The following is a 2,384-nucleotide window of genomic DNA, read 5'->3' as shown; positions in this document are numbered from 1 at the left end:
CGCGTCGTCCAGGTCTCCATCCGGGAGCACCTACACTCGGAGGCCCCGGAATCAAAGGCAGCTCAGCCTGTTCAGCAACCTGGAGTCTCCCCTGTCGCCCACGCAGCAGCCCGATCCGCTCGACAACCACGGAGAGGTCTTCACTCGCCGATGGGTAGTCGAGTTGATCCTCGACCTGGTCGGCTACAACGCCACTGACTCACTGGCCGACCGCGTCGCCATCGAGCCGGCCTGCGGGCATGGTGCGTTCCTCCTTCCCATGGCCGAACGACTGATCGCAAGTTGCCGGCTACACGGACGACCGCTGTCCGACGCCACCGGAGCCATTCGGGCCTACGACCTGCTGGCAGCCAACGTCGATGCCACCCGGAGCGCCATCTCCGTTCTCCTCATCCGCAACGATGTCGAACCGAGGACAGCACGCAAGCTGGCCGAGGCCTGGATTGTCCAGGATGACTTCCTGCTCGGCGAACGGGACGAAGTTGCCGCCGACTTCGTCGTCGGAAATCCGCCGTATGTCCGGCTTGAGGATATTCCTGCCGCGCGATCGAACGCATACCGGGAAATGTGCCCGACGATGGGCGGACGCGCCGACATCTTCGTCGGCTTCTATGAACAGGGCCTGCGCTCACTAAAACCGGGTGGACGGCTGGCGTATATCTGCGCCGACCGCTGGATGCGGAATGCGTACGGCAAGGCTCTGCGTGGGCTCGTTGCCGCCGACTATGCCGTCGAGGCAGCAATCACCATGCATGACGTCGACGCCTTTGAGGAGCAGGTCTCGGCCTATCCCGCCATCACCGTCATCCGCGCCGGGGTCCAAGGACGAGCCGCCATCGCCGATACCACGGCGGAGTTCGGGGAAGCGGCAGCCGCTGAACTGAGCCAGTGGTTCCAACAAGAGGGTTTCGAGCCCTTGCGCCAGCCGGGGATATCGGCGGCCTGGCTGAATCATTGGTTCACCACCCAGGCTGGGTGGCCGACCGGAAGCCCCGCTCGTCTTGCGCTCATTGTCGACCTGGAAGAACGCTTTCCCCTGCTGGAAGAGACCGGCGCGAAGGTGGGGATCGGACTGGCCTCCGGGGCGGACGAGGTCTACGTCACCACGAACGGCACAGTCGCCGAGGAGGCGAGAATGCTGCCGATGGTGATGCGCGAAGATCTGAGCTCCGGAGAGGTGGACTGGTCTGGGCATTATCTGATCAACCCATGGGATCCAGAAGGCTTGGTCAATCTCGCGGACTGGCCACTCCTCAATGCCTACTTCCGACGACACTGGGATGTACTCGCCGCCCGGAACGTCGGCCGCCGAAACCCAGGGCGAGAGCACCGAACCATCGACCGCGTCATCGAAGGACTCCAGCAACGACCAAAGTTGCTGCTGGCCGACATGAGCCGGCGCATCTGGCCGGTCTTGGACAACGGCAAGTACTATCCGCATCACAATCTGTACTGGATCCACGAGGACGAGAGCGACTGGGACCTCGAGGTCCTCGGCGGCCTCTTACTCAGTGACATTGCAGAACTGTTCATCTCGACATACTGCGTCCGAATGCGCGGCGGCACGCTGCGATTTCAAGCCCAGTATCTCCGCCGCATCAGGGTGCCCCACTTCTCCACCGTTAGCGCCGAAGACTGCGACAAGCTGAGGGCCGCGTTCCGAGCGAGGGACGTCAGCGCCGCCACGAAGGTCGCCCTGCGGCTCTACGGCGTCCCTCAGATTCCCTCCTGAGAGACTGCACCGGATACATCGGACAGCATCGTGTAATGTTCTCCCCCCATCGAGGCTTGGGAGAAACCAACACAGTGGACGAGAAGGCTGCGGCCCGTGTCGAACACGCACTCAAAATGTATCTGGACGTGCGCCGCACTCAGGCGGAAGCGTCGGTAGCGTCAGGGCGCGGCCAAGAGGGACGACGTAGCGCCGTCACCGGCGGCCGGCACATGGACGCCATTCATCAGTTGGTCGTCGACGAGATCAACGCCACCGGAGCGACCGGGCTGCACATTCACAAGAATAAGGGCGCCACCCTGCCCGGATTCTATCGAGCCACCAAGTCGTGGGATCTGGTGCTCGTCCAGGAGGACATTCCAGTCCTCGCGGTCGAGTACAAATCGATGCTCGGAAGCGAGGGAAAGAACCTCAACAACCGAGCGGACGAGATCTTCGGTGTGGCCGAGGACACTCGCCAGGCCGAGCTCAAGGGGCTTCTTCCACCGCAGATGCGCCGCGCTTACATCTTCGTCATGGCCGACAACCCGGATACCAGCAGAGCGGTCGGTGTCAGCCGCACGTTGGGTACGGCCGACCCGATCTTCGCCGGTGCCTCGTATGTGCAGAGGATGGCCATCATGCTGAGGCGCATGCGCGAGACCGGCCTCTT

At 63.0% G+C, this 2,384-nt stretch carries 2 protein-coding genes; both read left to right on the top strand.

The genetic code is table 11. The features are described 5' to 3' along the window. Positions 1-67 precede the first annotated feature (67 nt). On the top strand, positions 68-1,732 hold the full coding sequence (locus DMB66_RS59570) for an N-6 DNA methylase (RefSeq protein ID WP_370321566.1): 1,665 nt from the start codon (positions 68-70) through the stop codon (positions 1,730-1,732). Between the two features lie 35 nt (positions 1,733-1,767). Next, positions 1,768-2,384, top strand: a 617-nt coding sequence (locus tag DMB66_RS59565) for a PaeR7I family type II restriction endonuclease (protein WP_125812671.1), incomplete at its 3' end; no start/stop codon positions are given.

This window comes from Actinoplanes sp. ATCC 53533 (assembly GCF_003947245.1).
The sequence above is the reverse complement of the archived record's forward strand: the minus strand, read 5'-3'. Positions and strand labels throughout refer to the sequence as shown.